The sequence below is a fragment of the Janthinobacterium sp. SUN211 genome (assembly GCF_030587315.1).
In the GTDB taxonomy this organism is placed as follows: domain Bacteria; phylum Pseudomonadota; class Gammaproteobacteria; order Burkholderiales; family Burkholderiaceae_D; genus Janthinobacterium; species Janthinobacterium kumbetense.
Window position 1 is genome coordinate 279291 of sequence record NZ_JAPWIC010000002.1, and the last position, 25580, is coordinate 304870.

Consider the following 25580-nt stretch of genomic DNA (forward strand, 5'->3'; position numbering starts at 1 on the left):
TTGCCATGCCATGGGGCAGGTGGGACAATCGCAGGCTGAACAAGGAAGCGGCCGCGCCGTGATGGTGCGGGGCGCTTGCTTGCTGTGAACCATACACCGAGGCCCCATGAAAAACATCCTGATTCCCCTGCTGATGACCGCTGCCGTCGGCAGCGCCTGCGCCGCGACGCCAGCCGCCGCACCAGCCACCCCGGCCACCGCGCAACAGCTGACCAGCATGAGTGCCCGCTATGCGCCCGTCGCGCTGACGGCCGATGTCACGCACCTGTCCGCGGGCGACCGCCAGGCCATCGCCAAGCTGGTCGAGGCGGCCAAGCTGGTCGACGTGCTGCAGCTGCGCCAGCGCTGGTCCGGCAATGAAGCGCTGTGGGCGGCCTTGAAGAAGGACAAGTCGGCCCTGGGCCAGGCCCGTCTGAACTATTTCTGGATCAACAAGGGTCCCTGGTCGGTGCTCGACGCCCACGCCTCGTTCATGCCGGCCAGCTATGCCGGCATCACGATTCCCGCGCACAAGCCGGAAGCGGGCAATTTCTATCCGCAGGGCGCCACCAAGGCCAGCCTGGAAACGTGGATGAATGGTTTGTCGCCAGACGACAAACAGCAGGCGCAATGGTTTTTCACGACCATCCGCGCGGGCAAGGACGGCAAATACCAGACGATCAAATACTCGGACGAGTACAAGGTGGAACTGAAGCAACTGGCCAAGCTGCTCGACGAGGCGGCCACCGCCACGGACAATGCATCGCTGAAGAAATTCCTGACCCTGCGCGCCAAGGCTTTCCTCGACAACGACTATCTGCCGTCCGACTTCGCCTGGATGGACCTCGATTCGCCCGTCGACATCACCATCGGCCCGTACGAAACGTATAACGACGAGCTGTTCGGCTACAAGGCCGCCTTCGAAGCCTACGTGAACATCCGCGACCAGGCAGAAACGCAAAAACTGAACTTCTTCGCCAAGCACATGCAGGAGCTGGAAGACAACCTGCCGCTCGACGCCCAGTACCGCAACCCGAAAGTGGGCGCGCTGGCGCCGATGGTGGTGGTCAACCAAGTGTATGGCGCGGGCGACGGCAACATGGCCGTGCAGACGGCCGCCTACAACTTGCCGAACGACGAGCGCATCATCAGCGCGCGCGGTTCCAAGCGCGTCATGCTGAAAAACGTGCAGGAAGCCAAGTTCAAGGCCACCCTGACGCCGATCTCGAAACTGGTGCTCACGCCCGAAGCGCAGCAGGACGTGGATTTCAATTCCTTCTTCACGCACATCCTCGCGCATGAAATCATGCACGGCCTGGGCCCGCACGCCACCATCGTCGACGGCAAGCCATCGACGCCGCGCCAGGACTTGAAGGAAGCGTATTCCACCATCGAAGAAGCCAAGGCCGACATCACGGGCCTGTTTGCGCTGCGCTACATGATGGACAAGGGCCAGTTGAACGATACCCTGGGCCAGGGCGACGTGGCCGAGCGCAAGCTGTACAACACTTTCCTCGCTTCCGGTTTCCGCACCCTGCATTTCGGCTTGACGGATTCGCATGCGCGCGGCATGGCCATCCAGATGAATTACATCCTCGACAAGGGCGGCTTTGTGTCGCTGGGCGATGGCAAGTTCGGCGTCGATTTTGGCAAGATCAAGCAAGCCGTGATCGACCTGGACCGCGAATTTCTGACCATCGAGGCGACGGGCGACTATGCGCGCGCGCAAGCGATGATGAGCAAATACGTGGTCATCCGCCCGGAAGTGCAGGTGGCGCTCGACAAGATGAAGGCCGTGCCCAACGATATCCGTCCGGAATTCGTCACGGCCCGCGCGCTGGACAAGGCGGCGAAGAAATAAGCCCGAGCTTGACTATTCTCAGTGTGAAAAGCCGGCGCCTTTGCGCCGGTTTTTTTTCGTCTTTATTTGTGAAAAGTTGCCAGTTTTTCCTTGTGGAAATATCCGCGCCGCTTACCCTGCAATGGTTGCTGCCCCATTTGTCCTGTCGACCCCATGCCCAATCCGCTCTTACTGATGAGCTTGCTCATCGCCCTATCTCCTTTGCCCGCCGTGGCTGCCGCCAGTCTCACCGATCTGGAAGTGCGCTGGCTGCAGGCGGGCCAGCCCGTGATCGCGTTTGCGCGGGCGCAAGGTTTGCCCATCGATATCATCGTGCAGCCGCAGGAGGCGCCCGGCGCCGTGCCGCTGGCGCTGGGCTACGCAGCCGGGCGCTGCAAGCTGGTGCTGTCCTTGCGCGGCAATGCCATGGCCGATACTGTCCTGCAGGGCGTGCCGCCCGCGCGCGACGGCTTCATGATCGAAGCGATGACGGCGCATGAAATCGGCCATTGCCAGCGCTATGCGCAGGGCGACTGGCATGCCTTGCCGCGCGGCTTTGTCGAGCCGCTCAGCATGCAGCGGGGCAGGTTGACACCGCTGGCGCAGGAGTTGTGCGAGACGCGCCGTGAAGAGGCCTATGCGGATCTGGTGGCTCTGGCCTGGATGCATGGGCGCCACCCCGGCCAGTACCAGCAGGTGCTGGCCTGGATGCGCGGCGTGCGCGCGGCTGGCGAGGCCGTGGATGGTTCGCACGCCACGCAGGCATGGCTGGCGCTGGCCGATGGCGCGGGTGCATTTGATGACTCCGCTTCACCATTTGAACAGGCGCAAGTATTGTGGCGGAAGGGCTTGAGCGGCGACAAATAAACATGATTTTTCACGCGGATGGCCTGTCAGCGTGTGCTGTCGCACGGAGCTTTGCGTCCGGCAGGGGTCTAATCTGGGCATCAATTAACCAGAGAGGAACCATCATGAACAAAATGATCGCACTCATGCTGGCCGCCAGTGCCAGCGCCTTGCTTGCCGCCACGCCCGCGTATGCGCAGGATGCCTCATACAAGAGTTTGACGGACAAGGCATCCAGTGATTACAAGCAGGCCAAGGCCGCCTGCGACAGCCATAGCGGCAACGCGAAAAAAGTCTGCGTGGAAGAAGCCAGGGTGGCGCGCGCCAAGGCCGATTCGGACGCCGTGGCCCAGTACCGCAACACGCCGCGCGAGCTGGGCAAGGCCCGCAAGGACGTCGCCAATGCCGAGTATGACCTGGCCAGGGCCAAGTGCGGCGACCGCACTGGCGCCGATAAAACCACGTGCATGAACGATGCCAAGGCGGCGAAAACGGCGGCCCTGGCCGACGCGAAAACGGGCGCCAGGGCCGGCACCAATGTGGCGCAAAATCCGCCCGCCACGACGAAGGAAAATTGCGACGCCATGGAGGCGACGGCCAAGGCTGCCTGCGTGACGCGCAACGCGGCCGGCAGCACGAAGACGGCCGTGGCCGACTCCGTCATCACCACCAAGATCAAGGCTGACCTCGTCAAGGACAATGACTTGAAAGCGCTCGATGTGCACGTGGAAACGGTGAACGGCGTCGTCATGCTCAGCGGCTTCGTGCCTTCCCAGGCGCAAGTGAAAAAAGCGGCCGACCTGGCCCGTGGCGTGGAAGGCGTGACGGATGTGAAGAATGGCTTGAAAGTGAAGTAAGCGCATTTTGTACAGATGTTAAGGCCAGGGCTGGAGCCGCACGCAGCAGTGCAGCTCCAGCTTTTTTTGATTGTATAAATTACGATCATAATATAACATGGGAAAAAGCCCGCCAGCAGGCGGTGCTGGGCTAACTCTTTTCTCATGGGGACTGCATGCTTTCCTATCCTTTTTCGCAATGGCTGGAGCGGCGCGGCATCCACTTTGCCTGGGTCATCGTCGCCATCACTTTTCTCACGGCATTAACCTCGTCGGCCGCGCTGGGCTTGCCGGGCGCGCTGATGCAACCGTTGAGCCGAGAATTCGGCTGGGATGCGGAGCAGATTTCCTCGGCCCTGGCCGTGCGCTTCGTGCTGTTCGGTTTGATGGGCCCGTTTGCCGCCATCCTGATGGAGCGCTTCGGCTTGCGCAATATCATCTGCGTGGCCCTGGGCCTGATCGCCGCCGGCATGCTGCTGGCCACGCGCATGACGCAGTTCTGGCACCTGGTGGCCCTGTGGGGCATCTTGCTGGGCCTCGGTTCGGGCATGACGGCGCTGGTCTTGAGCGCCGTGGTGGCGAACCGCTGGTTCGAGACGCACCGGGGCCTGGTGGTGGGCGTGCTGACGGCCAGCTCGGCTACGGGCCAGCTGCTGTTCCTGCCCGTGGGCGCCTGGCTGATCGAGCATTACGGCTGGCGCACGGCCGTCATGCCCGTGTTTGCCGCCTGCGCCATCGTCGCCGTGCTGGCCTTCCTGTGCATGCGCAACCGTCCGCAGGATGTGGCCTTGCGTCCGTATGGCGCCGATCCGGCCACGCCGCTGGCGCCACCGCCAGCAGCGAAGATGACGTTTGCCACGCCCTTTTTGATCTTGCGCAGTGTTGCCGCGAATCGCACCTTCTGGATACTGTTCGGCACCTTCTTCATCTGCGGCCTCAGCACCAACGGATTGATCCAGACGCATTTCATTTCCCTGTGCAGCGACTCGGGCCTGTCCGCCGTGCCGGCCGCGTCCGTGCTGGCCATGATGGGCGCCTTCGACCTGTTCGGCACGATCCTGTCGGGCTGGCTGTCGGACCGCTATGACAACCGGAAATTGCTGTTTTGGTACTACGGCTTGCGGGGCTTGTCGCTGTTCTGGCTGCCGTATTCGGAATTTACCTTGTACGGCCTGTCGCTGTTCGCCATGTTCTACGGCCTGGACTGGATCGCCACCGTGCCGCCCACCGTCAAATTGGTGGGGGCCACGTTTGGCCGGGAGCGGGCGGGCATGGTGTTCGGCTGGATCTTCGCCGGCCACCAGTTGGGCGCCGCCGTGGCCGCGTATGGCGCGGGCCGCATCCGCACCCTGATGCTGACCTACAACCCGGCCCTGTTCGCGGCCGGCGCCGCCTGCCTCGTCGCCGCGTTGATGGTGCTGGCAATTCAACGTCAGAAGGCGGCCGTGGCCTCCGCCCAGCCCGCATGAAAAAAGCCAGGTCCGCGTGTGCGGAGCCTGGCTTTTTCATTTTTCAAGAACGTTTCAGGACTTATTTGAGGTATTTGGCCAGCCAGCCTTCCAGTTCGCTGTAGAAGAAGCGGCTGTTCTCGCCCTTCAAAATCCAGTGGTTTTCGTCCGGGAAGACCAGCAGTTTCGCCGGCACGTTCAGGCGTTGTTGCACGGCAAAGTTCATCAAGGCATTGTTGGCCGGCACGCGATAGTCGAGCTCGCCCACGGTGATCAGGATCGGCGTGGTAAAGCCCGTGCCTTTTTCGTGGTTGCCCGCTTGCATGACCGGGCTTTGGTCGCGCCACACGGGCAGGTTCGACCAGACGGGGCCGCCTGCATTCGTTTCACGGCCGAAACCTCCGTCGCTGGTGCCCCACTGCATGATCAGGTCCATTTCGCCCGCGTGCGAGACGATGGCCTTGTAGCGCGTGGTGGTCGCTTGCAGCCAGTTGGCCAGGTGGCCGCCATAGCTGGCGCCGCCGGCGGCCAGTTTCGTGCCGTCGATGAATGGATATTTCTTGATGGCTTCATCGACACCCTGGTTGACTTCGTCGCCCGGGCCCTTCAATGGGTCGAATTGAATCGAGCGCGAGAATTCCTCGCCATAGCCGGTGGAACCCTTGTAGTCCGTCAGCAGCACGACATAGCCGGGCTTGGCCAATAAATGATAGTTCCAGCGCAGCACGAACTGGTCGCGCCACATGCTGGCCGCGCCGCCGTGGATGACAGTAAACAGCGGATATTTCTTGTTCGGGTCGAAATTGGCTGGCTTGACGAGCATATTGTGGATCTGGCGGCCGTCGGCCGTCGTGAACCAGAAGTGCTCGGGCGCCTGCCAGTCGATCTTATCTGCCTTGTCCGTATTGAAAGCCGTCAGGCGTTTCGGTTGCTTGCCGTTGAAGGCATAGATTTCCGGCGGGTTGATGGCGGACTCCCACACGCCGACCAAGGCCTTGCCGCCGCTGCTCAGCGAGTTGATGGTGCCCGTAGGCAAGGATGGCTCTTCGCGCACGTCGCCGCCCCTGGCGTCGATCGAGTACAGCTTTTCCAGGCCCGCATGTTCATAGCTGAAGAGGACGCGCTTGCCGCCTTCGGGCAGCACGAAGCGGGAGATCGAACGGTCCAGCTTGGCCGTCAGGATGGTCGGTGCAGGGTTGCTCATCGGCCAGGCGAAGCTGGCCAGGCGCTTCACGTCATACACTTTACCGGGCGTTTGCGCGTCGCTGAGGGCGAACAGGGTCTTGCCGTCGGCGGCAAATTTCAGGGAACCGTAGCTATGTTTGTCCTGCGTCAAGCGCTGCGCTTCGCCGCCCGCCACGGGCAGCAGATACAGTTGCGAGTAGACGGCTTCGCGCTGGGCCGCATCGCGGTTGGTGGCCGCGTTGAAGACGACGGCTTTGCCGTCCGGCGTCCAGACGGCGTCCAGCGATTGTCCCTCGTCGCCCTGGCCGCCGCCGAAGCCCGGCAGGGTGACCAGTTGCGTGCCCGACAGGATGTCGCGCGGCGTGTTTTCACCTTTCGTATCAGGCTGCACATCGACGATGAACAGGCGCACCTGCTTGTCGGTCAGCCACTTGTCGAAATAGCGGGGCGCCGTCGTTTCATACGAACGGGCGCTGTATTTGCGCTCCTTGCGCTCTTTCGCGCTTTGCTTGACGTCGGCTTCCGTCTTGTTGCCTGGATAGATGTCGCTGATGAACAGCAATTGCTTGCCGTCCGGACTCCATTTCGGCATGCGCGCGCCCAGGGTGAGCGAGGTCAGGCGTTGCGCTTCGCCGCCGGCGGCCACGTCGAGGCGGTAAATCTGGCCCGCTTCATCGCCGTCGCGCTTGGCAACGAAGACCAGCTGGCGGCTGTCCGGCGACCAGGCCACGGCGCTTTCGCCGCCCTTGGAAGAGGTCAGGCGGCGCGCAGGGCTGTCGTCAAGCAGCGACTTGATCCACAGGTCGGACGATTGGTCCTTGTTGTCGTAGGCGCTGTCGACCACGGAAAACACGGCCCATCGCCCATCGGGGCTGGCGACGGGCGCGCCCACCCGTTTCATCAGCCACACGTCTTCATGCGTGATGGCGTGCCTGGCCTGCGTGGCGGCAACTGGGGTGGTGGCCTTGGTATTGGCGGCGTGGACGGTCGTTGCCAGCGAGGCGCAGGCCGCTGCGATCAGCAGCGAGCCGAGGGAACGGCGAAGACGGGGTGAGGTCATGGGCGTGGTCCGGAGTAGTGAAAAAAGTACAGCGGGCAACATTATTGCCCATCGTTTCCTGCACTGCCAAGGCTGTGTACCGTTACTTACCAGGCCGGCGCACGCATGGCGGACGGGTGGGGCGTATCCGATCAGTTAAACTTGCCGCTTTACTCACGCTGGCGCCGATTCAACATGAAAATTAGTCTACCCTTATTGAAAACGCTATTGCTGGGCGCGAACTGCCTGCTGGCCGCCCCGGTTTTTGCCGCTGCCGCCGCACCGTACCCGAATACCAGCGCCATGGGCGTGGGTCACGCGGAAAGCACGGCCTGGTATGCGGCTTGCCTGAAGGTCAAGGATGCGGCGCCGCCGGCCGACTTGCCGGCGCCGTCCGCCGTGGCGTCCCTGCAGCAATGCCAGGCAACGGACCTGTATTACGATACCAAGAGTATGTCCTCGCCCAAGCCGGCCGACTGGCGTCCCGCGCGCCATTGCGCCATGGCCACGCAGAACAGCGCCGTGCTGATGATGCTGTACCAGAATGGGCAGGGCGTGCAGAAAGACCCGTTGCTGGCGCTGAAGTATGCGTGCAGCATCGATGCGGCGCCGGCCGAGATGCGGGGACGCATCGAGCACTTGCAGCAGATCAATGCCAGCGGACGCGGCATGATCGACCTGTGCGACGACATCACCAGCGGCTACATGATGGGCGTGTGCAGCGCCATCGATGCGCGGCAAAAGCAGCGCGTGCGCGCGCAGGCGACAGATAAGGTCAGTGCGGCCATGCCGGCCGTGGCGCAAGCGTCGCTGCAAAAGCTGCAGGCGGCGGCAAGCAAGTTTGCCGACGCGCGCGCGGCGAATGAAACGGATTTGAGCGGCACGGCGCGCGCCGCCCTGAGCATCGCCGCCCGCACGGCCGAGCTCGACCAACTGGCGCACGATCTGCGCGAGTATGAAGCGGGCAAGTTGCCAGAAAGCATGTCCAAGGAACAGGCGGCGGCGCTCGACAAGGAACTCAACGCCATCTACGGCAAGCTCATGAAAAAGCCGGCGGAAACCCATGCGGGCGCTGTGGGTAAGGATGGCATCCGCGCCACCCAGCGCTTGTGGCTGGCGTACCGCGATGCCTGGATGAATTTTGGCGCCGTGCGCTATCCAGCCGTGACGAGCGAGACCTGGGCCGGCCGGCTGACGTCGCGGCGCAATGTGCAACTGCAAGATTTGCTGGGGAATTGAGCCATGCGGGAAGCGTACTACCACGAAGACGATTTTTGCATGATCGAATTGTTGCCGCTGGATAATCTACAGCACTGTCTGACGCAGATGGGCGAGCAGCAGGCGTTCGCCGACGCGCACCGCAGCGGCGCCGGCTGGACGGACATGTATGTGCCCGAGGCGCCGCCGTCGCCGCTGCGCGCGCTGGGCCTCACGGCGGACCAGCTGCGCCTGGCGCTGGCGGACGCCTTGCCGCCCTACGACGCCGTCTACACGGGCTACAGCAGTTACCGGGTGGAATGCAAGAACGTGCTGGCCTTTGGCAGCGAGCACACGGAAACCCTGTTCGCCGGCCTGGACGACAAGGGCATCGTGTGCGACCTGTGGTGCAGCGATGGCATGCCCGAGCTGTTGCTGCTGCCCTTGAAGGAACGGTTGCTGCTGGCCGACTGGGGCGCGGGGTTTGCGTGCCCGCTGGCCGATGGGGAACTGTTCGCCCGTTATCTGCAGGAATACGAACTCGACTGATTTATTCGCAGGCGATGGCGTTCGGTTGCGCCACTTTGATGACCGACGCCAGGCGCGCCATGTCGTTGCCGTCGCCTTGCTCCACATATGGTTGATACGTATCAATGACGATGCGCGCACGCGCCTGCCAACCGCAATTGTCGGCCTGGCGCGCGGGTACGCGCAGCAGGCGCCGCGCCTCGCCATCGTTGCTGAAACAAAACCACGCATCGTGCGTGGCGGCAGGGCGGGGCAAACGGCCCCACTGCGCCTTGTCGGGCGCGAAGCAGACGCGGTTGCCGATGATTTCCAGGCTCATCTCGTCCGTGCGCGCGCTGTACTGGCCGTCGAGCACGATGGGTGTTTGCGCCTGTGCGGACAGGCAGGCGCAGGCCAGGAGGAAGAGGGTGGCGGCAAGTTTCATGCTTTTCTTTCAGGGCTGGCAAGACGAAGGGCCAGTATAACCGGGGGCTGGAAACGAAAAAAGCCAATCCCGGAGGATTGGCTTTTTAGTACTGCGCATTCGTGGTAGGCCGTGCGGGATTCGAACCTGCGACCAACGGATTAAAAGTCCGCTGCTCTACCAGCTGAGCTAACGACCCGAAAGAGGCCGCATTATATATCAGTTGAAAAAGAATGCAAAGCATTCCTGCGAGAAAGTGCCGGCCTGCTAAGGCAGGGCCGCCGTGAGCTTCAGCACTTCGTCGAGACTGGTCGTGCCATCGATGATCTTGCGCGCGCCGGCGATGCGCAGCGGCGTCATGCCGTCCAGCAGGCTCTGGCGGCGCAGCGCGTGCAGGTCGGCGCCCGCCTTGACCAGCTGGCCGAACGTTTCCGTCACGCCCAGCAGTTCATAGATGCCGGCCCGCCCCAGGTAGCCGCTGTGCCGGCACAGGGCGCAGCCGACGGGGCGGTACGCTGCGGCCGGCCGTTCCAGCTGTCCGCCCGTCAGGCGCTGCCAGGCAGCGGCGCCGGGAGCGGCGTCCAGCTGCTTGCAGGCTGCGCACAGGCAGCGCAGCAAGCGCTGCGCCAGCACGCCGGCCAGGCATGCTTCCAGCAGATAGGCGGGCAAGCCCAGTTCCAGCAGGCGCATGACGGCCGAGGGCGCGTCATTGGTGTGCAGGGTCGACAGAACCAGGTGTCCGGTCAGCGCCGCCTGGATGGCCATCTCGGCCGTGGCCAGGTCGCGGATTTCGCCCACCATGATGATGTCGGGATCTTGCCGCATCAGCGCCCGCACGCCATCGGCAAACGACAGTTCGATGCCGGCCTGGGTTTGCACCTGCATCTGGTTGAAGGCCGGTTCGACCATTTCGATGGGGTCTTCCACCGTGCACACATTGACTTCGCTGCCGGCCAGCACCTTCAGGGTGCTGTACAGGGTGCAGGTCTTGCCCGAGCCGGTGGGACCCGTCACCAGCACGATGCCGTGCGTGCGTGCCGTCAGCTGGCGCCAGCGTTCGGCGTCCGCGGGTGGGAAGCCCAGCTCGGCCAGGCTCTTGACGGCCACTTCCGGGTCGAAGATGCGCATGACGAGCTTTTCGCCGAAGGCCGTGGGCAAGGTCGACAAACGCAGCTCGATTTCCTGGCCCTGCGCATTGCGCGTCTTGATGCGGCCATCCTGGGGACGGCGCTTTTCCACCACGTCCATGCGTCCGAGCAACTTGATGCGCGCCGTCATGGCCAGCAAGACCACGGGCGGCAACTGGTAGGCCTGGTGCAGGCGGCCGTCGATGCGCAGGCGCACGAGGCCCGCGTCGCGCTTCGGTTCCAGATGGATGTCGGAGGCGCGCTGGGCAAACGCGTATTGCCACAGCCAGTCGACGATGCGCACCACGTGCTGGTCGTTGGCGTCCAGGTTACCCTTGTTGCGGCCCAGTTCCACCAGTTGTTCGACATTCTGGCGCAGCGCCAGGTCTTGCGTGGAGGCTTGCCGGGCCACCTTGACGGAACTGGCCAGGCTGAAAAATTGCGTGATGGCGTCGGCGATGTGCAGCGGATTGGCGATGACCAGGCTCAGCTTGCGCGGCGCCAGCTTGCCCAGCTGTGCCTGCCAAGCGAGCGCGTACGGCTGGGCCGTGGCGATGACGATGCGCTCCGGCGTGCTTTCCACGGGCAGGATGTTGAAGCGGGCCGCATAGCCGGCCGTCATGACGTCGGCCACCTGGCTGAAATCGATGTGCAGGGGATCGATGCGCACATACGGCAGGCTTGCGCGTTGCGCCAGCCAGGCGCACAGGGTGTCGAGCGTCAGCGCGCCGTGGGCGATGCTGCACAGCGGATGCAGGGCCGGCGCCGGCAGCAGGGCGGCCTGGGCGCCGATGGCGGCCGCTTGCGCCGCGTCGAGCAAGCCGTCTTCCTGCAACCAGGCCAGCAGTTGCGACAGTTGCAGCGGCGTATCGGGAGAAGGAGGGGATGCGGGCATGGCCGGCGCCTTTCCGGGCTGCCGGCCTTGCCTGGACTTGCCGGCGGTTACAGGGTGCTGACGATGCCCTTGACCCAGGACTTGGCGGGCAGCTTGGTCTCGGCGACGATCTGCTTGGCGCGCTCGAGCAGGGCGGCTTGCGCTTCGGCATCGAGTGCCACTTTCGTCTTGAAAGCGATGGCCACCACGTTCCCATCATGGACTTCCGGCAGGCAGATCACCTGTTCGAACGCAAACTTCATCGCCTTGATGTTCTTTGCATAGCTGGGATGGTCGCCAAACAGGTTGACCGTCATGATGCCGTGCGGCGCCAGGCAGGCGCAACAGGCGGAATAGAACTCGGCGCTGTCGAGCACGGGACCGCGCGCCGTGGCGTCGTACAAGTCCACTTGCAGGGCGTCGAGCGTGCCGTGGTTGGCGTCATCATTGACGTAGTCGAGCGCATCCATCTCGCGCACGTGCAGGCGCTCGTCGTTGGGCGGCAGCTTGAACATCGATGCGCAGATGGTGATGACGGACGGGTTCAGTTCGATGGCCTCGACCTGCGCCTGCGGGAACTGGCGGTAGCAGAACTTGGTCAGCGCGGCCGTGCCCAGGCCCAGCTGGGCGAGGCGCTGCGGCTGTTCGATCCACAGCATCCACGCCATCATCTGCTGCGCGTATTCGAGTTCCGGCCAGTCCGGCTTGCGGATGCGCATGGCGCCCTGCACCCATTCCGTGCCGAAATGCAGATAGCGCACGCCATCCATTTCCGACAGGGTGACAGGGGCGTAGCGGGGCTTGCGCGCAGGGCGCGAGGATTCGACTTGTTCGATGGATTTTCGTTTGATAAGCATAAGGCGGCCTGAAAGTGTGCCGCATTATAGCCCGTGCCGGGGCGCCATAAAAAATGCCAGCCGCTGGGGCTGGCATGGTAAGGGCCGGTTGCCGCGCTTACTGTTGAGCAGGCTCGATGGATACGCGCAGACGGATGCGTTCGCCCGGATCGTAGGACATGATGCTCGTGTAGTTGCGGCCGCGGTAATCGTACGTGACCTGGTAGCCATTGTTGCGCGATTCCCAGTGGTCGACCTGACGGCATTGCTTGACGGCTTGTTCCTGCATGCCGCCCTGGTAGTTGTTCTGGTTGTCGACACGGTCGCCGACGACGGCGCCGGCAATCGCGCCAGCGGCTGCCGCAGCCGTGCGGCCATTGCCGCCGCCGACCTGGCTGCCGAGCAGGGCGCCGGCGATACCGCCGACGATGGAGCCGCCAGCGCTGCGCTGTTGCGGCGGTGCCTGGACTTGCACGTATTCCGTACGGCATTCCTGGCGTGGACGATTGATCTGTTCCACTTGCGGCACGACGCGCACGACCTTGCCGAAATCTTCAAAGTCGGCGGCCTGGGCGAGTGGCAATGCACCGATACAAAGGGCTGACATCATCAATTTGGCTTGCAAGTTCATTTGTAACCTCGTTATCTAGAGAATCTTTCAGGGTATTTTTTACAACTTGGGGCTATAGTAATCCCGCCGGGCGGCGACAAGTGTTTCGCGTGGCAACAAAATGTAACAGCCCAAGCCCCTTGCCCCACAGTCTGTAACATGCACTTTCAATCGATACAAGATGTTGAAGTGACTTGAAACCAGCGGTTTGTAACAAATCTTGCGTTTGACATCATATTCGGGTTGATTCATGCAGGACAACACGTTACCCTAATACGCGTATGGCTTATATAAAATCGCACTGAATCGCATAAAAGTTGATACAGATCGAATCACCGCGTGCGCATTGACCCGCGTGCGGGGATGCAATAAGAAGAGCAGCTAGAAGATATCCATACATAACAGGTCGATTTGAGGGAAAAATGAGTTTGTTACTAACCGTGCCGCCCAACCTTGTCCAGTCCATCCGTGCCTTTCGCGTGACCGAATTACAAGACGAGGCGATCCGTCTCGGGCAGCACTTTTTATATGCGCATTGCAACGCTGGACAGACCAAACAACAAGTCATCGGCATTATTGCAGAAGCATTCCTGTTTCCGAAGAACCTGGCGAAGAATTTCGACGCCCTGCGCCTGTGCCTGACGGATACCATGTTCAAGGCGGGCACGCAAACGGGCTTCCTGGTGGTGCTCGAGCAATTGCCAAATACGCAAAAATTCGACAAGGAAGCGCGCGAGATCCTGCTCGACGTGTTCCGCGACGCGGCCGACTACTGGGCCGAGAAGAAAGTCCCGTTCCGCGTCTTCTATTCGTTTGAGTAAATACTTACTCTTGCCGCAGCGCCCTCAAGCGGGCCTCCGGCGCAGGTGAAAACCGGCATCGCCGGGCGGCTGCGGCGCGCCGGCGCTCATGTTGCGCCGCAACAATAATACCGGCCTTTCTAGATTCGCATCGCCATAGCGGGTACAATGCGCGCTATGAAAAATATCGTTATCCTCATTTCCGGACGCGGCAGCAACATGGAAGCGGTCGTCCGCGCGGCGCAAGCCGAGCAATGGCCAGCCCGTATTGCCGCCGTCATCAGTAACCGGGCCGATGCCCAGGGACTGGTTTTTGCCGCGGAACACGGGATAGCGACGGCAGTCGTTGCCAACAAGGATTATGCCAGCCGCGAACAGTTCGATGCGGCGCTGCAAGCCGTGATCGACGGCTTCGCCCCCGACCTGGTCGTGCTGGCCGGTTTCATGCGCATCCTGACGCCGCCCTTCGTCGAGCATTACGCGGGGCGCATGCTCAATATCCACCCGTCGCTGCTGCCGCTGTTCCCGGGCATGGCGACGCACCGCCAGGCGCTCGAGGCGGGAGTGACGGAACACGGCGCGACCGTGCATTTCGTGACTGCCGAGCTTGACCATGGCCCGGCCGTGGCGAGCGCGGTGGTGCCAGTCTTGCCAGGCGACACAGAAGACAGCTTATCGGCGCGCGTGCTGGTACAGGAACATCTGCTTTACCCGCGCGCCATCCGCCTGTTCATTGACGATAAACTGTCAGTCGAGCATGGCCAGGTCCGCGTGGACCCTCAATAAAATATTACAGGAAGAATAACAATGAGATTGCCACCAGCGATACTTGCCAATGCTGAAGAAGTATTGCGCGAAATTTTACGTTTCACGGCCCCGGCCGACACCACCCTGTCGCGCTATTTCCGCGACCATCCGCGCCTCGGTTCGCGCGAACGCGGCGCCATCGCCGAAGGCATTTATGCCGTCCTGCGCAACAAATCGTTCTTCACGGACTTCGCCGAAGCGGGCAGCGGTCCGACCATGCGCCGCTTGACCATCCTCGGCCTGGCCGAAGCGGTGGGTGCCGACTCCTTGGGCGGCTTGACGGAAGAAGAAGTGGAATGGCTGGAACGCATCACGCAGATCGACCGCAGCCTGATGCCGTCGAACATGCGCGCCAACATGCCGACCTGGCTGTTCGACAAGCTGATCGCCCAGTTCGGCGAAGCGGAAACCATGAAGCTGGCCGATGCGCTGAACGCGCCGGCGCCGCTGGACTTGCGCGTCAACTCGCTCAAGGCAACGCGCGACGACGTGATGCTGGCCCTGGCCGAAGCGCCTATCCTCAGCACGCCGACGCCGTATGCCCCGCTGGGCTTGCGCGTGATCAAGAAGCCATCGTTGCAAAACCTGCCATTGTTCCAGAGCGGCGCCATCGAAGTGCAAGATGAAGGCAGCCAGATCCTGTCGCAGATCGTCGGCGCCAAGCGCGGCGAGATGGTCGTCGATTTCTGTGCCGGCGCGGGCGGTAAGACCCTCGCATTGGGCGCGCTGATGCGCAACACGGGTCGTTTGTACGCGTTCGACGTGTCGGAAAAGCGTTTGGCCAAGCTGAAGCCGCGCATGGCCCGCAGCGGCCTGTCGAACGTGCATCCGGTGCAGATCGCGCATGAGCGCGATGCCAAGATCAAGCGCCTGGCCGGCAAGATCGACCGCGTGCTGGTCGACGCCCCATGCAGCGGCCTGGGCACCCTGCGCCGCAATCCGGACGTGAAATGGCGCCAGCAGCCGAACTCGATCGTGGAATTGCAAGCCAAGCAGGCAGCCATCCTGGCCGGCGCGGCGCGCCTGGTCAAGGGCGGCGGCCGCCTGGTGTACGCCACCTGCAGCTTCCTGAACGAAGAAAACGACTTTATCGCCGAGCAATTCCTGGCCGCCCATCCGGACTTCACCCTGGTGCCGATGAGCAAGGTGCTGGCCGAACAGAAGATCGAGCTGGAAATGGGCGACTACCTGAAATTGTTGCCGCACTTGCACCAGACCGACGGCTTCTTCGCCGCCGTGTTCGAGCGCAAGGTCATGCCGAAAAAAGTCTACGCCGATGAAAAACCGGCCGACGATGCTGACGCTGAACAAGCCGAGTAAGCCTGTCACGGGCCGCCGCTGCACCTGGCAGTGGCGGCTTTCAATGCCGCCAGCCCGCCTGGCGGCATGGGCCTAGCCCCTCCGTATCACCTCCGTCCCACCCGTCTCACCTTCCGGACCGCATCCGCCATGAATGAAACCCCACTGCTGAATCTGATCACTGACTTTGTCGATGATTTCCGTCAACCGGCCATCCTGTGGCAGGCGCTGGTCATCGTCGCCTGCCTGGCGCTGAGCTGGCTGCTGGTGCGGCAGTTGCGCGTGTTCCTGCATCAGCGGGCGGAAGCGGCCACTGTCCCGGCCACGCCGGAAACCTTGCAGCGCACGGATAGTTTCATCCGCATCCTGACGCCCGTGCTGGCGGCCATGCTGCTGGGCATTGCGCAGCATTTCCTGGCCAAGTTCCAGTCCGTGAACCTGCTCAGTATTGCCATTCCCCTGTGCACCTCGATGGCGCTGGTGCGCTTCGGGTTTTATGTGCTGCGCCGCATTTTTGCCCGCCACGGCGACATCAGCCCGACCATGTTGCTGCTGGAAAAGATCTTCACGGTGGTGGTGTGGGCCGGTATGGCCCTGTACATCACGGGCCTGTGGCCGGAATTGCACACCTTCCTGGAAAGCATCGTCGTGCCGCTGGGACGCAACAAGGTGTCCGTGGCTGCCATCTTGCAAGCCGCTATTTCCGTGGCCGTGCTGCTGGTGCTGGCCATGTGGGCCGGTACCTCGCTCGACGAGCGCCTGATGAAAATGCAGGGCTTGCACACTTCCTTGCGCGTGGTGCTGTCGCGCATGGGGCGCGCCGTGCTGATCCTCGTTTCCGTGCTGGTCAGCCTGTCGCTGGTGGGCATCGACCTGACGGTGCTGTCCGTGTTCGGCGGCGCCTTCGGCGTGGCGCTGGGCTTCGGCTTGCAAAAGATCGCCGCGAACTTCGTGTCCGGTTTCATCATCCTGCTGGACCGCAGCCTGACCATCGGCGACATGATTACGGTGGGTCAATTCACGGGCAAGGTCACGCAAATCAATACGCGCTATACTGTGTTATTGGGTGGCGATGGCGTTGAATCCATCGTGCCGAATGAAATGCTGATTTCCGGCGGCGTGCAGAACATGTCGCTGAGCAACCGCATGGTCTGGCTGTCGACGGCCGTGTCGGTGGGCTATGAAACGGATCTGGATGTCATCTTCCCCTTGCTGGAAGCGGCGACGGCCAAGGTGCCGCGTGTGTCGCAAAGCAATCCGCCATCGGCTACCCTCGTGCGTTTCGGCGCCGACGGCCTCGATGTGCAGATCGGCTTCTGGATTGCGGACCCGGAAAATGGCACCGGCGGCGTGAAGTCGAATGTGAACCGCGCCATCTGGCGCACCTTGCAGGAACATAAGGTCACTGTACCGTTTCCGCAACGCGAATTGCGTATTGTTGGTACGCCTCCTGCCCCGCTCGCCAGCGCGGCAGAGGGTGAGTCCGCCCCATCCGGCACCCAGCCTTAACCTCGCTGCCTGCCTCCGATTTTGCCTGACCGCACCCATTAGGGCGTACAATCACGCCTAAAATTAACTCTGCCGGACCTCCAGAGTCACTGGAGCGACCGTGCGCACGCCCTGTCCACTTGGAGTAGTAGTAATGACATTGAGTTCCGTTTTACACGACGTTTTGCAGTTCATGGCAACTGGCATTACCGATCTGTCCGCATGGCAAGTTTTCCTGTACACCATGGTGGTCACGCATATCACCATCGCCAGCGTCACGATTTACCTGCACCGCCACCAGGCCCACCGGGCGCTGGAATTGCATGCGATCCCCAGCCATTTCTTCCGTTTCTGGCTGTGGCTGACGACGGGCCAGGTGACCAAGGAATGGGCGGCCATCCACCGCAAGCATCACGCCAAGTGCGATACGGAAGAAGATCCGCACAGCCCCGTGACGCGCGGCATCAAGAAAGTCTTCTGGGAAGGCGCCGAGCTGTACCGTGCTGAATCGAAGAACATGGAAACCATGGCGAAATATGGCCACGGCACGCCGACGGATTGGATCGAGCGCAACCTGTACACCAAGTACAGCTGGCTGGGCGTGGTGTCGCTGTTCGTCATCAATTTCATCCTGTTCGGCGTGATCGGCATTTCCGTGTGGGCCGTGCAAATGATGTGGATCCCCATCACGGCGGCCGGCATCATCAACGGCATCGGCCACTACTGGGGCTACCGCAACTACGATTGCGCCGATGCGGCCACCAACATCATTCCGTTCGGCATCCTGATCGGCGGCGAAGAGTTGCACAACAATCACCATACCTATGCGACCTCGGCCAAGCTGTCGTCGAAATGGTATGAAATCGATATCGGCTGGGCGTATATCCGCGCGCTGGAAATGCTGGGCCTGGCCAAGGTGAAAAAGCTGGCGCCGGAGCCGAAGTTCTCGCACGGCAAGCTGGAAGCGGACTTCGAGACCTTGCAATCGGTCATCGCCAACCGTTACGACGTGATGGCCAAGTATGCGAAATCGATCAAGCATGCCTGGAAGGAAGAGCTGGAACACCTGAAGCACAAGGCGGAACTGGAAAAGCGCTTCCTGAAATCGTCGCGCAAGCTGATGCAGCGCGAGCCGGGCAAGCTGGCCGATGCGCACCACGAACAGCTGTCGGAATTGTTCCAGCACAGCAAGGCGCTGGAAACCATGCACCACATGCGCGTGGAGCTGGGCGCCATCTGGGAGCGTTCGCACTTTACGCGTGAGCAATTGCTGCAAAAGCTGCAAGACTGGTGCACGCGCGCCGAAGCGTCGGGCATCAAGTCGCTGCAAGACTTTTCCTTGCGCCTGCGCAGCTATGCCTGAGTAAGCTGTTGCGTCATATCAAGGCCCTGGTTTCCAGGGCCTTTTTTTCGTCCCGGCACAAGGGGAGAGCGGCGGGAGGAAAATCAGGGCGAAAAAAAACCGCTCATCGGAGCGGCTCTTTTTACAGAACACAATATCAATTACTTGATTTTGGTTTCTTTGTACGTTACGTGCTTGCGTGCTTTAGGATCGAATTTCATGATCTCCATTTTCGCAGGCGTCGTACGCTTGTTTTTGGTGGTCGTGTAGAAGTGACCCGTACCGGCGGTCGATTCTAACTTGATTTTGTCGCGGCCTGATTTTGCCATGATAGCTCCCTTATTCTGCTAATTAGACTTTTTCGCCACGAGCGCGCATATCGACCAATACGGCGTCGATGCCGACTTTATCGATGACGCGCAGACCGGCGTTGGACAAACGCAGGGAGACCCAGCGGTTTTCAGATTCAACAAAAATACGACGATTTTGCAAGTTAGGCAAAAAACGACGTTTGGTTTTGTTGTTTGCATGGGAAACATTGTTGCCGACCATCGGCTTCTTCCCAGTGACTTGGCAAACACGTGCCATGGCGCACTCCTTAAAGATATTCCAAATTGGAAAAACGAGAGTATATCCAAAATAAGCCGATTTATCAATGACTTGCGAAAAACAATTGTGTCATGTTGTATTGAAATAATTTAACAATTTGACTTTTCCCCTTCTTCATAGGGGAATGCACTGGTAAACAGCGCTGTTTACTGTTAGATAAGCGTCTCGCTGCAGTGACGTATGTCCTTGTTTACACATGGTTAACTGCCGCCTGGCCAGCCCTGGCCAGCCCTGGCCTAGATCTGGCCGTGTTCCGCGAACGAATGCACGTGCCGTCCGGCCACGACGAAATGGTCGAGGATGCGCACGTCCACCAGCGACAACGCTTGCACCAGCGCGCGCGTCAGCAATAGATCCGATTCGCTGGGCTCGGGCGCGCCGGACGGGTGGTTGTGCGCCAGCATCACGCTGGCCGCGTTGTGCAGCAGCGCCTGCTTGACGACTTCGCGCGGATACACGCTGGTGTGGGTGAGGGTGCCGCGAAACATTTCCTGGGTCGTGATCAGGCGGTTCTTGACGTCCAAAAACAACACGTGGAATGCTTCATGCGCCAGGTGGCCCAGGGTCAGGCGCAAATAATCTTTCACGGCGTGCGGCGAATTGAGGGTCTGGCCCGCCTGCAAGTCTTCGATGATGGCGCGCCGCGCCAGTTCCAGCACTGCTTGCAGCTGGGCAAACTTGGCGCTGCCCATGCCGTGCACGGCGGAAAAGCTCACGAGGCTGGCGCCAAACAAGCCCCGCAGGGAGCCGAAGTGCTCGACCGTGTCGCGCGCCAGTTCCACGGCGCTCTTGCCGCGCACGCCCGTGCGCAGGAAGACGGCCAGCAATTCCGCGTCCGACAGCGATTGCGCGCCATCCTCGATCAGGCGTTCGCGCGGCCGTTCGCCGGCCGGCCAGTCCTTGATGCCCATGCTGTTCTCCTGTTTGTCACCGGCGCGTGCCCCGGCATGGTCTTCTTTGACGAAGCCATGGGGCAGGCGCGGCCAGTGTGGCTTACAATATCGTTTTGCATCAGCTACTTGAAAACTCACTATGTCCAACGAGCAACCAGCAGTCGTCACCGAAGCGGCTTACCTCACCCTGCATTATCGTCTTGCTACTGTTGACGGTACTGATATTGTCACTACCTTTAGCGGAAATCCTGCTACCTTGATGCTGGGACAGGGCCAGCTGGCACCGTTCCTCGAGCAGCGCTTGCTGGGCTTGCCTGAAGGCACGCACCAGACGTTCGAGCTGGCGGCGGGCGAAGGCTTCGGCGAGCGCAATCCCGAGCTGGTGCAGTCCGTCTCGCGCGCCACCCTGGACGAGAACTCCGTGCCGGGCGCCGACTACAAGATCGGCGACCTGGTCGATTTCGCCGCGCCGGGCGGCGGCCGCTTTGCCGGCGTGCTGCGCGAAATGCGCGAGGACTCGGCCCTGTTCGACTTCAACCATCCGCTGGCTGGCCAGCCGCTGCGTTTTGAAGTCAAGCTCATCTCGGTCCTGTAAGGAGTAGCGATGGATAAGGAACTGTTACTGGCCCAGCCCCGCGGCTTTTGCGCTGGCGTCGACCGGGCGATCGAAATCGTCGAGCGCGCCTTGCAGCAATTTGGCGCACCGATCTATGTGCGCCATGAAATCGTCCACAACGCCTATGTGGTGGCCGACTTGCGCAACAAGGGCGCCATCTTCATCGACGACCTCGATGACGTGCCTGCAGGCAATACGCTCGTGTTTTCCGCGCATGGCGTGTCGAAAGCCGTGCGCGCCGAGGCGGAATCGCGCGGCCTGAGCATTTTTGACGCCACTTGCCCGTTGGTCACCAAGGTGCATATGGAAGTGAGCAAGATGCGCCGCGAAGGCCGCGAGATCATCATGATCGGCCACGATGGCCATCCCGAGGTGGAAGGCACGATGGGCCAGGCCGATATGGGCATGCATCTGGTGGAAACGCTCGAGGATGTGGCGAAATTGCAAGTTGCCAATCCGGAAAGCCTGGCCTATGTTTCGCAAACAACGTTGTCAGTTGACGACACTAGCGACATTATTGCGGCCTTGAAAGCGAAATATCCGAATATCGCCGAGCCTAAAAAAGGCGACATCTGCTACGCCACCACCAACCGCCAGGAAGCCGTGAAATTCATGGCCCCGCAAGTGGAAGTGGTGATCGTCGTGGGCAGCCCGAACAGCTCGAATTCGAACCGCTTGCGCGAAGTGGCCGAGAAGATGGGCACGCCTGCCTATATGGTCGACAATGCCTCGCAAATCGATCCCGCCTGGCTGGAAGGCAAGCTGCGCGTGGGTGTGACGGCCGGCGCCTCGGCGCCCGAGGTGCTGGTGCAAGCCGTCATCGACCGCTTGAAAGAGTGCGGCGTGAAGAGCGTGCGCCCGCTCGACGGCGTACAGGAAGCCGTCACGTTCCCGATGCCGAAAGGCCTCGATGGCCTCAAGCGCGACGTCGCCTGAGTCTGTACGGCTGTTGAGTATCGATGAAATAGTTACCTCAAAACCGAATTTAATTCGGAAATGATCGATTTATTCCAAGCTTAGTTTTTGCAAAAGATCGTTATGATTGCCTCAAGCTTGAATATGTTGTCGTTATGACTAAGCAAGGTCACGCCCTTTTTGAGTGCGTGCACCATGCTGGTGAGAACGGTCCAGGGATGGCACTGCAGGAATTCTTCCTCCGGTGCCGTTTTTGTATCAGCGACCCATGTTCTGGCGGAAGTTGTTCCCGAAAAATGCATATTTGATAGGGCAATCATGGATACATTCATCCAGCAGATCATCAACGGCTTGGTGTTGGGCAGCATGTATGCCTTAGTCGCCCTCGGTTACACAATGGTGTATGGCGTCTTGAATCTGATCAACTTCGCCCACGGCGACGTGCTCATGATCGGCGCCATGGTGGGCTTGAGCATACTCAAGCTGCTGGGCATTTATGTACCGGACTGGCCCGGCTATCTGAAACTGGCCACCGCCATCCTCGGCGCCATTCCCATCTGTATTCTGGTCAACATCATCATCGAGCGGGTCGCCTACCGCCGCCTGCGCAATGCCCCCCGCCTCGCCCCCCTGATTACCGCCATCGGCGTCTCCATCCTGCTGCAAACCTTCGCCATGATGATTTGGACGCGCAATCCCTTGCCTTTCCCGCAATTGCTGTCGACGGACCCCATCAACATAGGGGGCGCTGTGATTTCGCAAACGCAAGTGCTGTTGCTGGCCCTGGCCGCGCTGTCGATGGGCGGATTGGTGTTGCTGGTGGAAAAAACGAAAATGGGCCGCGCCATGCGCGCCACGGCGGAAAATCCCCGCGTGGCGGGCCTCATGGGCGTCGATTCCGACAAGGTCATCGTCGCCACCTTTGCCATCGGCGCCGCGCTGGCCGCCGTGGCGGGCGTGATGTGGGGCGCCAATTACGCCTCCATCCAGTTTTCCATGGGCGCCATCCCCGGCTTGAAAGCCTTTTGCGCGGCCGTGCTGGGCGGCATCGGCAATATCTACGGCGCCATGCTGGGTGGTGTCTTGCTGGGCATTATCGAGAGCTTGGGCGCCGGCTATATCGGCGACATCACGGGCGGCTTCCTGGGCAGCCACTACCAGGATATCTTTGCCTTCGTCGTGCTGATCATCGTGCTGACCCTGCGCCCGTCCGGCATCATGGGCGAACGTGTGGCCGACCGTGCCTGATGTGAAACTGGGAGACTGAATCATGGCACTACTCGATTTTGACGCTAAGAAAAATCCGACCAAAGCCTACGCCGGCATGCTGGGCCTGGCCGCGCTGCTGATGGTGTTCCCGTTTTTTGCCGCGCAGTTCGGCAACTCGTGGGTGCGCATCATCGACGTGGCCTTGCTGTACATCATGCTGGCCCTGGGCTTGAACATCGTCGTCGGCTTCGCCGGCTTGCTCGACCTCGGCTACATCGCCTTCTATGCCGTGGGTGCCTACCTGACGGCCTTGCTGGCGTCGCCCCAGTTCGCCATCCTGCTCGAATCGGTGGTAAATCAATATCCGGTGCTGGGTGCATCCCTGGTGCAGCTGATGGGGCCGGAAATCCGCGAAAACGGCATCCACCTGTCGATCTGGATCATCGTGCCGCTGGCCGCTGCCGTGGCAGGCCTGTTCGGCGCCCTGCTGGGCGCGCCCACCTTGAAACTGCGCGGCGACTACCTGGCCATCGTGACCCTGGGTTTTGGCGAGATCATCCGCATTTTCATGAACAATTTGAACGATCCGATCAATTTCACGAACGGTCCGCAAGGCATCAATTTGATCGATCCGATCCGCATCTTCGGCGTCAACCTGGCGGGCGAGGCGGGTACCAACAGCACCGTGACGGTGGCCGGTTTTTCCATGCCGTCCGTCAACGCTTATTACTTCCTGTTCCTCTTCCTGTGCATCGCCGTCGTGTTTTTCACCAAGCGCTTGCAGCATTCGCGCCTGGGCCGCGCCTGGGTAGCCATCCGCGAAGACGAGATCGCCGCCAAGGCCATGGGCATCAACACGCGCAACGTGAAATTGCTGGCCTTTTCCATGGGCGCCTCGTTCGGCGGCGTGGCTGGCGCCATGTTTGCGTCTTTCCAGGGCTTTGTTTCGCCGGAATCGTTCTCGCTGACGGAATCGATCGCCGTGCTGGCCATGGTGGTGCTGGGCGGCATCGGCCATATCCCCGGCGTGATCCTCGGCGGCGTGATCCTCGCCTCGATACCGGAAGTGCTGCGCCATGTGGTGGAGCCGGCCCAGCAGGCGCTGTTCGGCCACGTGGTGATCGAGGCGGAAGTGCTGCGCCAGCTGCTGTACGGCCTGGCCATGGTGTTGATCATGCTCAATCGTCCTGCGGGACTGTGGCCATCGCCGAAGCACGAAGACCGGCCCGACCACGATGTGGACCAGCCGAACAAATCCACCGGCGTCGTGTCCGCTTAAGGGAGGGAATCACATGAGCGAACAGATCATTCTCAATATCGCCGGCGTAAACAAGCGTTTCGGCGGCTTGCAGGCGCTCACCGACGTGGGCATCACCATCCGCCAGGGCCAGATCTATGGCTTGATCGGCCCGAACGGCGCCGGCAAGACGACGTTTTTCAATGTCATCACGGGCCTGTACCAGCCCGACACGGGCACCTTCGAGCTGGCCGGCAAGCCGTATTCGCCGTCCGCGCCGCACCAGGTGGCCAAGGCGGGCATCGCGCGCACCTTCCAGAACATCCGTTTGTTCGGCGACATGACGGCGCTGGAAAACGTCATGGTGGGGCGCCACGTGCGCTCGCACCAGGGCGTCTTCGGCGCCATCTTCCGCCACAAGGCGGCGCGCGAGGAAGAGGCGTCCATCCGCAAGCGGGCCATGGAGTTGCTCGATTTCGTCGGCATCGCCCAGTTCGCCAACCGGACGGCGCGCTTTTTGTCGTATGGCGACCAGCGGCGCCTGGAAATCGCCCGCGCGCTGGCCACCGACCCGACTCTGCTGGCGCTCGACGAGCCGGCGGCCGGCATGAACGCGACGGAAAAGCTGGCCCTGCGCGAGTTGCTGGTGAAAATCAAGGCGGAAGGCAAGACCGTGCTCCTGATCGAGCATGACGTGAAACTGATGATGGGGCTGTGCGACCGCATCACGGTGCTCGAATATGGCAAGCGCATCGCAGAAGGCTTGCCGGCCGAAATACAACAAAACCAGGCCGTCATCGAGGCTTACCTGGGGGGATCGCACGCATGAGCAATATATTGAAGGTGGCGGGCCTGCACGTGGCCTACGGCGGCATCAAGGCGGTGAAAGGCATCGACCTGGAAGTCAACGAGGGCGAGCTGATCGCCCTGATCGGCGCGAACGGCGCCGGCAAGACGACGACCCTGAAAGCCATCACGGGCACTTTGCCTGCTTGCAAGATCGAGGGCACGATCAGCTACCTGGGCGAATCGCTGAAGGGCACGAAATCGTTCCACCTGGTGGAAAGGAAACTGGCCATGGTGCCGGAGGGGCGGGGCGTGTTTACCCGCATGTCGATCCGCGAAAACCTCATGATGGGCGCCTACACGCGCACGGACAAGGCGGGCGTCGAGGACGACATCGCCCGCTGGTTCGACGTGTTTCCCCGCCTGAAGGAAAGAGCGGCGCAGATGGCCGGCACCCTGTCCGGCGGCGAGCAGCAGATGCTGGCCATGGCGCGCGCCCTGATGAGCCATCCGAAGCTGCTGCTGCTCGACGAACCGTCGATGGGCCTGTCGCCCATCATGGTCGAGAAAATCTTCGAGGTGATCCGCAAGGTGTCGTCCGAAGGCATCACGATCTTGCTGGTCGAACAGAATGCCCGGCTGGCCCTGCAGGCGGCGCACCGCGGCTATGTGATGGATTCCGGCCTGGTCACCATGGGCGGCAACGCGGCCGCCATGCTCGACGACCCGCGCGTGAAGGCGGCGTATCTGGGCGAGTAAGCGCGTTCGGGAAGTGTTCAGGCATAAAAAATGCCCCAGCTGGGCTGGGGCATAATGGCATCCGTCGGGGAA

25 protein-coding genes and 1 tRNA gene are annotated in these 25580 nt (G+C 61.5%); 17 read left to right on the forward strand and 9 right to left on the reverse strand.

All coding sequences use genetic code 11. The features are described 5' to 3' along the window. Positions 1–106: 106 nt before the first annotated feature. The 4 genes from O3301_RS06900 (at position 107) to O3301_RS06915 (ending at position 4970) form a co-directional block, all read left to right on the forward strand. Positions 107–1840 (forward strand): hypothetical protein, encoded by a 1734-nt coding sequence (locus tag O3301_RS06900; protein ID WP_305055976.1) that lies wholly within the window; start codon positions 107–109, stop codon positions 1838–1840. Between the two features lie 153 nt (positions 1841–1993). Beyond that, positions 1994–2686 carry a hypothetical protein gene (locus O3301_RS06905; protein WP_305055977.1) on the forward strand — a complete coding sequence of 231 codons (693 nt, stop codon included), beginning with the start codon at positions 1994–1996 and terminating at the stop codon, positions 2684–2686. Between the two features lie 104 nt (positions 2687–2790). Then, on the forward strand, positions 2791–3522 hold the full coding sequence (locus tag O3301_RS06910; protein WP_305055978.1) for a BON domain-containing protein: 732 nt from the start codon (positions 2791–2793) through the stop codon (positions 3520–3522). A gap of 155 nt (positions 3523–3677) precedes the next feature. Beyond that, positions 3678–4970, forward strand: a complete 1293-nt coding sequence (locus tag O3301_RS06915; protein ID WP_305055979.1) for an MFS transporter — start codon at positions 3678–3680, stop codon at positions 4968–4970. Between the two features lie 61 nt (positions 4971–5031). On the opposite strand, the gene O3301_RS06920 is transcribed toward O3301_RS06915, so the two are convergent. Beyond that, positions 5032–7194 carry a S9 family peptidase gene (locus tag O3301_RS06920; RefSeq protein ID WP_305055980.1) on the reverse strand — a complete coding sequence of 721 codons (2163 nt, stop codon included), beginning with the start codon at positions 7192–7194 and terminating at the stop codon, positions 5032–5034. A 174-nt stretch (positions 7195–7368) separates the two neighbouring features. Here O3301_RS06920 and O3301_RS06925 point away from each other — a divergent pair, with 174 nt between their 5' ends. Beyond that, positions 7369–8412, forward strand: a complete 1044-nt coding sequence (locus O3301_RS06925) for a lysozyme inhibitor LprI family protein (protein ID WP_305055981.1) — start codon at positions 7369–7371, stop codon at positions 8410–8412. 39 nt (positions 8413–8451) lie between these two features. Further along, on the forward strand, positions 8452–8919 hold the full coding sequence (locus tag O3301_RS06930; RefSeq protein ID WP_305055982.1) for a hypothetical protein: 468 nt from the start codon (positions 8452–8454) through the stop codon (positions 8917–8919). 1 nt (position 8920) lies between these two features. On the opposite strand, the gene O3301_RS06935 is transcribed toward O3301_RS06930, so the two are convergent. The 5 genes from O3301_RS06935 to O3301_RS06955 all read right to left on the reverse strand — a co-directional run bounded on the left by O3301_RS06935 (position 8921) and on the right by O3301_RS06955 (position 12769). Further along, positions 8921–9322: a hypothetical protein gene (locus tag O3301_RS06935; RefSeq protein ID WP_305055983.1), complete on the reverse strand. Its 402-nt coding sequence runs from the start codon at positions 9320–9322 to the stop codon at positions 8921–8923. A gap of 102 nt (positions 9323–9424) precedes the next feature. Beyond that, a tRNA-Lys gene (locus tag O3301_RS06940) sits at positions 9425–9500 on the reverse strand. Between the two features lie 68 nt (positions 9501–9568). Further along, positions 9569–11323 carry a GspE/PulE family protein gene (locus O3301_RS06945; protein WP_305055984.1) on the reverse strand — a complete coding sequence of 585 codons (1755 nt, stop codon included), beginning with the start codon at positions 11321–11323 and terminating at the stop codon, positions 9569–9571. Between the two features lie 47 nt (positions 11324–11370). Continuing rightward, entirely contained in the window at positions 11371–12159 is a 789-nt protein-coding gene (locus O3301_RS06950; protein ID WP_305055985.1) for a spermidine synthase, read from the reverse strand. Positions 12160–12256: 97 nt separating this feature from the next. Further along, the gene (locus O3301_RS06955) at positions 12257–12769 is read right to left on the reverse strand and encodes a glycine zipper 2TM domain-containing protein (RefSeq protein WP_034785134.1); all 513 of its coding nucleotides are present in this window, start codon (positions 12767–12769) and stop codon (positions 12257–12259) included. 401 nt (positions 12770–13170) lie between these two features. Here O3301_RS06955 and O3301_RS06960 point away from each other — a divergent pair, with 401 nt between their 5' ends. The 5 genes from O3301_RS06960 (at position 13171) to O3301_RS06980 (ending at position 18505) form a co-directional block, all read left to right on the forward strand. Beyond that, positions 13171–13569 (forward strand): barstar family protein, encoded by a 399-nt coding sequence (locus O3301_RS06960; protein ID WP_034747450.1) that lies wholly within the window; start codon positions 13171–13173, stop codon positions 13567–13569. Positions 13570–13725: 156 nt separating this feature from the next. Then, positions 13726–14334, forward strand: a complete 609-nt coding sequence (purN, locus tag O3301_RS06965; protein WP_099666788.1) for a phosphoribosylglycinamide formyltransferase — start codon at positions 13726–13728, stop codon at positions 14332–14334. Between the two features lie 21 nt (positions 14335–14355). Continuing rightward, positions 14356–15675: an RsmB/NOP family class I SAM-dependent RNA methyltransferase gene (locus O3301_RS06970; RefSeq protein WP_099666789.1), complete on the forward strand. Its 1320-nt coding sequence runs from the start codon at positions 14356–14358 to the stop codon at positions 15673–15675. 129 nt (positions 15676–15804) lie between these two features. Further along, on the forward strand, positions 15805–17163 hold the full coding sequence (locus O3301_RS06975) for a mechanosensitive ion channel family protein (RefSeq protein ID WP_099666790.1): 1359 nt from the start codon (positions 15805–15807) through the stop codon (positions 17161–17163). 172 nt (positions 17164–17335) lie between these two features. Further along, a complete protein-coding gene (locus O3301_RS06980; protein WP_369811458.1) occupies positions 17336–18505 on the forward strand; it encodes a fatty acid desaturase in 1170 nt (389 codons plus the stop codon). Positions 18506–18645: 140 nt separating this feature from the next. On the opposite strand, the gene rpmG is transcribed toward O3301_RS06980, so the two are convergent. The 3 genes from rpmG to radC all read right to left on the reverse strand — a co-directional run bounded on the left by rpmG (position 18646) and on the right by radC (position 20004). Next, positions 18646–18813, reverse strand: a complete 168-nt coding sequence (gene rpmG, locus O3301_RS06985) for a 50S ribosomal protein L33 (protein WP_010400929.1) — start codon at positions 18811–18813, stop codon at positions 18646–18648. A gap of 22 nt (positions 18814–18835) precedes the next feature. Further along, positions 18836–19072 carry a 50S ribosomal protein L28 gene (rpmB, locus tag O3301_RS06990; RefSeq protein ID WP_010400928.1) on the reverse strand — a complete coding sequence of 79 codons (237 nt, stop codon included), beginning with the start codon at positions 19070–19072 and terminating at the stop codon, positions 18836–18838. Positions 19073–19329: 257 nt separating this feature from the next. Then, positions 19330–20004: a DNA repair protein RadC gene (radC, locus tag O3301_RS06995; RefSeq protein ID WP_099666791.1), complete on the reverse strand. Its 675-nt coding sequence runs from the start codon at positions 20002–20004 to the stop codon at positions 19330–19332. Positions 20005–20125: 121 nt separating this feature from the next. Here radC and O3301_RS07000 point away from each other — a divergent pair, with 121 nt between their 5' ends. From O3301_RS07000 to O3301_RS07025, 6 genes are all read left to right on the forward strand, one after another. Further along, a complete protein-coding gene (locus O3301_RS07000) occupies positions 20126–20581 on the forward strand; it encodes a peptidylprolyl isomerase (protein ID WP_070224501.1) in 456 nt (151 codons plus the stop codon). 9 nt (positions 20582–20590) lie between these two features. Then, positions 20591–21538 carry a 4-hydroxy-3-methylbut-2-enyl diphosphate reductase gene (gene ispH, locus O3301_RS07005; RefSeq protein WP_099666793.1) on the forward strand — a complete coding sequence of 316 codons (948 nt, stop codon included), beginning with the start codon at positions 20591–20593 and terminating at the stop codon, positions 21536–21538. Positions 21539–21835: 297 nt separating this feature from the next. Next, entirely contained in the window at positions 21836–22765 is a 930-nt protein-coding gene (locus O3301_RS07010; RefSeq protein WP_077407985.1) for a branched-chain amino acid ABC transporter permease, read from the forward strand. 22 nt (positions 22766–22787) lie between these two features. After that, positions 22788–24005: an ABC transporter ATP-binding protein gene (locus tag O3301_RS07015; RefSeq protein ID WP_305055986.1), complete on the forward strand. Its 1218-nt coding sequence runs from the start codon at positions 22788–22790 to the stop codon at positions 24003–24005. A gap of 13 nt (positions 24006–24018) precedes the next feature. Next, positions 24019–24792 carry an ABC transporter ATP-binding protein gene (locus O3301_RS07020; protein ID WP_099666795.1) on the forward strand — a complete coding sequence of 258 codons (774 nt, stop codon included), beginning with the start codon at positions 24019–24021 and terminating at the stop codon, positions 24790–24792. After that, entirely contained in the window at positions 24789–25508 is a 720-nt protein-coding gene (locus O3301_RS07025; protein ID WP_070256673.1) for an ABC transporter ATP-binding protein, read from the forward strand. Before O3301_RS07020 ends, O3301_RS07025 begins: the two co-directional genes overlap by 4 nt. Positions 25509–25580 lie beyond the last annotated feature (72 nt).